The sequence below is a fragment of the uncultured Acetatifactor sp. genome (genome assembly GCF_948601915.1).
Classification (GTDB): Bacteria; Bacillota; Clostridia; order Lachnospirales; family Lachnospiraceae; genus Acetatifactor.
In genome coordinates, this window is record NZ_CAPDXS010000219.1 from 1 (window position 1) to 5,870 (window position 5,870).

Annotated in this window: 3 protein-coding genes and 1 pseudogene; 1 reads left to right on the forward strand and 3 read right to left on the reverse strand. The window is 55.9% G+C overall.

Annotated elements, in window-relative coordinates; translation table 11 throughout:
- Positions 1 to 194: 194 nt before the first annotated feature.
- The 3 genes from Q2B33_RS22940 to Q2B33_RS22950 form a co-directional block, all read right to left on the reverse strand.
- Positions 195 to 1,568, reverse strand: a complete 1,374-nt coding sequence (locus Q2B33_RS22940; RefSeq protein ID WP_296457475.1) for an alpha-L-fucosidase — start codon at positions 1,566 to 1,568, stop codon at positions 195 to 197.
- A gap of 70 nt (positions 1,569 to 1,638) precedes the next feature.
- On the reverse strand, positions 1,639 to 2,100 hold the full coding sequence (locus Q2B33_RS22945; protein ID WP_300783183.1) for a hypothetical protein: 462 nt from the start codon (positions 2,098 to 2,100) through the stop codon (positions 1,639 to 1,641).
- Positions 2,101 to 2,414: 314 nt separating this feature from the next.
- Positions 2,415 to 5,498 (reverse strand): glycoside hydrolase family 2 TIM barrel-domain containing protein, encoded by a 3,084-nt coding sequence (locus Q2B33_RS22950; RefSeq protein WP_300914279.1) that lies wholly within the window; start codon positions 5,496 to 5,498, stop codon positions 2,415 to 2,417.
- A gap of 156 nt (positions 5,499 to 5,654) precedes the next feature.
- Between Q2B33_RS22950 and Q2B33_RS22955 the strand changes: the two are divergent.
- A pseudogene (locus Q2B33_RS22955) lies at positions 5,655 to 5,870 on the forward strand (AraC family transcriptional regulator); the annotation flags it as partial.

A 5,870-nucleotide genomic window follows, 5' to 3' on the forward strand; every position in this document is an offset into this window, starting at 1 on the left:
AAGTGGGCATGCTTGCATGCACATTTGACGAATGCCGCGAGGGTCAAATACCCCGCTGCTCTGCAGCGCTGCAAGATTGATACCCCGTTGCTTGCAGCGGGGTATTTGATTGCCGCAATGGCCTGCAGGTCTGACTGTCAGCTCTCCTTGCCCGTTTCTTCATAATAAGGCGTCCGGCAGCCAACCGGATTTTTTCAGTAAATAGAAATCTCCTTCAGGAACACTTCGTCCCTGGCGGCCGTAATCTTGACCAGCAGCTTGTCGATTTTCTCCCCGCTGTCGTCTAAGAGCCTGTTCTGCTCCGCGAAGGGGTCTGTCAGCGCGCAGATCTTCCTGTTTCCGATCACGGTTCCCTGGAAGAGGGGGAACTGGCCGCCGCTGGAAAACATGGCTTCTACCCGGAAGCTCTCCACCCTCTGCCCTCTGGCGATGTCCTCTTTCAGCTCCACGTACTTCACCTGGGACACGGGTTTCTCCAGGGTCACCAGGTATTCCGGCTGGGTGGGGTGTCCGGTATCCAGCTTCTCCACCTTTCCGGGGATGGGATGGCCGAATTCCCTGTCCAGCAGCTCCCGGAATTCCCGAAGCCTCTTCACGTCCCTCTCGTCCAGCAGTCCGTCTCTGGTGGGCGGGATGTTCAGGTTCAGGCAGGCGTTGCCGCCCACGGAGCTTAAGTATATCTGGAAAAGCTTCTCCAGGGACTTGGGCTCCTCCTCCCTGTGCCAGAACCATCCGGGGCGGATGGAGGTGTCCATCTCCGAGGGAGCGAAGGCAAGCCCCCTGGAATACAGGATGCTGCTCATGCTGCCGATGAAGCTGTCCGTATTGTAGAGGTAGGACAGATCCCCCTCTGCCGCCATAGGGCCGGGGCCTGTCTGCCGCTCCGCGAAATAGCACAGCTCGCCGGGAACCACAGCCCATTCGGAAAACCTTCCCGTGCCGGCTTCGTTGCCGCACCAGCGCACGTCCGGCCCTCTGTCATAGAAGATAACGGCATTCGGCTGATACTTCCTCACCAGCTCTATGTAGCGCGGGAAATCGTATTCCTGCTTCTTCCCGTCCGGTCCCTCCCCGCAGGCCCCGTCGAACCAGATGCAGAACAGCTCGCCGTACTGTGTGAGCAGCTCCTCCAGTTGGTTGCAATAGTAATCATTGTAGGACGGCGTACCGTAATGGGCGCTGTTCCTGTCCCAGGGGGAGAGATAGACCCCGAAGCGCAGGCCCTCCTCCTTACAGGCCTGGGCCGCCTCCCCTACCACGTCCCTCTTGCAGGGGGAATTCTTCACGCTGTGCTCCGTGTACTTGGAGGGCCACAGGCAGAACCCGTCGTGGTGCTTGGCCGTCAGTATCATGCCCTTCATCCCGGCTTCCCGCACTGTCCTGGCCCACTGGCGGCAGTCCAGCTTCTCCGGATTGAAGATGCTCTCGTCTTCCGTCCCGTCTCCCCACTCCCTGTCGGTGTAGGTGTTCACGCCGAAATGCATGAATGCGTAGAAGCCCGTGTCGAACCACGCAAGCTGCCTCTTTGACGGGACCACTCCCGCTGCCTCTTTCAGAAAATCAATCATACGCTTGCCTCCTTGCTGTCTCTATCCTCTTTTGTAGGTTACTCTGCTTTTATCCTCATGGCGCTCCGGTTCATGCTATGCCTGCCCTCTGGAGCATCTCCGAGTGGCTGGCCACCACCTTCTTCAGCAGGGCCACGTCCTCGTATGTCTGTTCCATCCTGTCCGCATGGTCTTTATAGCGCTGGTATGTGCTTGTATAGCAGGCCTCGATGTCGTTCAGGCGGGGCATGATTATGTTCTCCTGGAACAGCTTTATCTGATGTATTTCGGTTTTTAAAGTATCTACTTCGGCTTTCAGGCCATCTACTTCGGCTTTCAGGCCCTTCACTTCGCCTTTCAGGCCATCTACTTTGGCTTTCAGGCCATCTACTTCGGCTTTCAGGCCCTTCACTTCGCCTTTCAAATCCTTCACTTCGGCTTTCAAGACCTTCAGTTCATGCTCGATTGGCTTCAGTCTCGCGTCCAGCTTCCTATCCAGCATCTCCTCCATCATCTGCGATATGGCCAACAGATCCTCTGCCGTCAATGTCATAGTTCTACCTCCTTCGTCTGATAAAAATGTTCCGTCTTTTCCCTTGTCTGCAGGAAAAGCCGGATTCCCTTCTCCTGCCTTTATCGATTGTGTCCTGAGGATAAAAGCATAGATTTTCTCAAATTTCGGAGACAAGGCAAATCTGCCCTTGTCATGATAAAAGAGAGAACTGATTTGGCACGGGAGTCGTCCCGCCATATGTCCATTCTAACATATCAGGCCCATTTGTCAACGGATTTTTGAAAAAAAGACCCGCGGCCGTAAACCGCAGGTCTTTTTCCTGTATCCTCATGATCCGTCCCTTCAGGGAATCCTTACGCCTGGCCCTCCACGCGGATGCCGAAGGCAAAGGTGAATTCCTCCTCCAGAAACTGGTACTGCTTCTCGGGCCCCGGGCCGCAGCTGTTGGAGCCGATGCCGTCCTGGGTGTAGTCGATGCACAGCACGGTGTGGCCGCTGGGGACAAGCTCAAAGTTATGGGCTTTCTCCGTCAGCTCCTCCTGGGTATAGCGGGAAGCGTTGAAGGAGAAGGGCTTTTCGGCGGCCACGGAGAGCTTCACGTTCTCCCTGGACAGCTCCACGAAGCTCACATCGCAGTGGCTCCCGTTCTCCTGAGGACGGATATAGTCCTCGAACAGGGAATCCACGGTCTCTGTGAACCTGCCGTGGTAGGAGGCACGGCGCTTGTCCGCATAGCTCTCCATGGGCCCTAATCCGTAGTATTCCACCTGCCTCATGTCCTGGGGCAGCATCATGCGGACGCCGAACCTGGGCAGCCTGGGAAGCTTGGAATCCTTCTTCACATCCAGCCTCACGTCCACGCTGCCGTCCGCCCATACGCGCCATGCGGCGCGGATATCCACGATTCTCTGCTTGTACACGGAGGAGAGGGACACATCGCTGGCGATCTCCACATACTGCCTACCATCCTTTTCCCCGTTTTCACAGGATGTGCCGTAAGCCCTGGTGGCAGGGCGCTCATAGTGGCATTCCTCCCAGATACTGCGGATATTCCTGTCATTGTCCGTAGGCGCGCGCCAGACATTGTACTCCATGGGATGCTCCAGAAGGTTCTGGTTGGCATTCACCATCCTGGAGAACAGCCCCTTCAATTTATCATAGGTGTAGCAGAACTTTTCCGACACTACTGTCAGATAATGATCGTCCTCCTGCACCGTAAGCCCGCTGCCCTCGCGCTCCATGGGCATATCCAGGAGCTTCCTGGCAGGTGCGCACTGATCCGCCGTAAGCTCCACCTCGTCGAAGCCCATCTCCCTGCCGGCCTTCAGCACGCCATTGTCCTCCCGCAGGATCCATGTCACCTTCAGAAACTTCCTGCCCGCTTCCGCCACGGCAGGGATGTCCAGCCTGACCTCTCCCTCTTTGTGGGGCGCGATGTCCAGAAGAGCGGCGTCCTCCACTGTCCCGCAGGACTTTCTTACGCCGTCGCAGCTCACCTCCCAGGCAAGCGTACAATAATCCTTCAGGTTCAGGAAATCCATGTAATTATGTATCTTCACGGTTCCCGTGGCGGCATCGAACTGCGCCACCCTGGCGGGACGGTACACGTTCCAGTGCTCCTTCAGTCCCGTGTGGGGCCTGCGGTCCGGGTATACCAGCCCGTCCATGCAGAAATTCCCGTCATGGGGATACTCCCCGTGGTCTCCGCCGTAGAAGTACATCTCCTTGCCCTCAATCGTGCGCCCCTTGTAGATGGCGTGGTCGCACCACTCCCAGACCATGCCGCCGCAGGCACCGTCGTAGGCCTGGAACACCTGGAAATAGTCCTCCAGATTCCCGGGTCCGTTGCCCATGGCATGGCAGTATTCGCACTGGAAGAAAGGCCTCTTGAGGGGCGCTTCATAGCAGTGGTCGCTGTCCTTCTCCTCCGCTTTGTCAAAATACTCCCGTATGCTGTCCGGCGCGGAATACATCTGGCTGTGGATATCCAGATTGGAATAATCCGTCACCCTGTCCTCGGGCACATGGTAGGCGTTCTCATAATGGGTGACACGTGTGTCATCATAGGATTTCGTCCACTTCAATGCCTCCTCGAAGGTACAGCCGTAAGCCCCCTCGTTGCCCATGGACCAGGCGAAGACGCAGGGCCTGTTCTTGTCCCTTATGACGCACTTTTTGGTCCTGTCCACGGTGGACTCGATGAAGTCCGGATTGTCAGCGATCCATTTATTGCTGTCCAGGTACTTCTGGCCGTAGGCACGCTCCGCCCCGTGGCTCTCATTGTCCGCCTCGTCCATGACATAGAAGCCGTACCTGTCGCAGAGCTGATAGAACTGGGGCGCATTGGGATAATGGCTGGTGCGGATGCCGTTCACATTGTGCTCCTTCATCAGCGTCATGTCCTTATGCATCTGGGCCAGGCTGATGGTGAAGCCGGTGACGGGATCGCTGTCGTGACGGTTCACGCCGTGGAGCTTGATGTTCTGTCCGTTGAAATACAGCACGCCGTCCCTGATCTCCACCTCCCGCAGGCCAAGCTCCTCGGTGACGACTTCCCCTTCCGTCTCCATGACCAATGTATAGAGATAGGGCGTCTCCGCGCTCCAGAGCCTGATTCCCTCCATGGGCAGGGTCACATGGCCTGTGCCTTCCGTCTGCGCCAGGACCTTTCCCTCCGCGTCCTCTATGGACACCCGCACGGGAATCTCCCTGTCCAGATAGGAGAGGCTGATATCCACCTGGGCTTTTCCGGCCTCTCTGTCCAGCTTGGTCCTGATGAAATAATCGTACACGCACTGCTCCGGACGGCTCAGCAGATACACATCGCGGAAGATGCCGCTCATGCGGAATTTATCCTGATCCTCCAGGTAGCTGCCGTCGCACCATTTCAGGACAAGCACTGCGATTCTGTTTTTTCCCTCCCAGAGCATCCCGGTCACGTCAAACTCACTCGTCGCGTGAGACACCTGACTGTACCCCACATAAACCCCGTTGATCCACACATAGAAACAGGATTCCACGCCCTCAAAATTTAAGTATGCCTTTGGCGCACGCCCGTCCGGCCGGTAGTCAAACTCACGGACATATGCGCCGCACGGGATATCCTGCGGAACATACGGCGGGTCAAAGGGAAACGGATACCTGATATTCGTATACTGGTGGGTATCATACCCTGCCGTCTGCCAGACCCCGGGAACGGTTATCCCGTCAAAACCCGAAACGTCATACCCCTGCTCATAAAATGCATCCGTCACATCATAGATACTCGCAAAATACCGGAACTTCCAGCTTCCGTTTAAAAGCTGCAGGCGGTCCGATTCCTCCCTCTGCTCCACAGGATCATCCATTCTCGCTGAGGCCGGAACATAATATGCCCGCGCCGGCATCGTTTTGTCGTGCAGAACGTTAAGATTCTCGTAGTATCTCGGTACGATCATTTTTGCGCCCTCCTTTCAATATACACTTTTTTGTTCTGTCGATGTATTCTGTGATTTTATTCTAGGATTTTAAGCCGATAAAGTCCATAAATACAATTAGACAAAACATGCACAAAATGATACTATATAGGTATCAACCACCGGGAGGCGCCGCATATGTATCTAAATTCGGGATATCTGCACAATTCGCTTATCGATTTCAAAGATAAATCAAGACCCCTGATCGTCGGAAGCTGCGGCACGTACCGCCTGCACACGCATCCGAAGCTGCCCACGTACCGGCCCAGGGGAAGACTGGATTTCCAGATCATCTATGTCTCTGCCGGCACCGCACATTTTCATTTCGGCAGCGCCCAAAACGATACGGTCGTC

Bases quoted from the DNA above. Each gene is read 5' to 3' on its own strand.
- Q2B33_RS22940 (WP_296457475.1), bottom strand. From the start codon at position 1,568: ATGATTGATTTTCTGAAAGAGGCAGCGGGAGTGGTCCCGTCAAAGAGG.
- Q2B33_RS22945 (WP_300783183.1), bottom strand. From the start codon at position 2,100: ATGACATTGACGGCAGAGGATCTGTTGGCCATATCGCAGATGATGGAG.
- Q2B33_RS22950 (WP_300914279.1), bottom strand. From the start codon at position 5,498: ATGATCGTACCGAGATACTACGAGAATCTTAACGTTCTGCACGACAAA.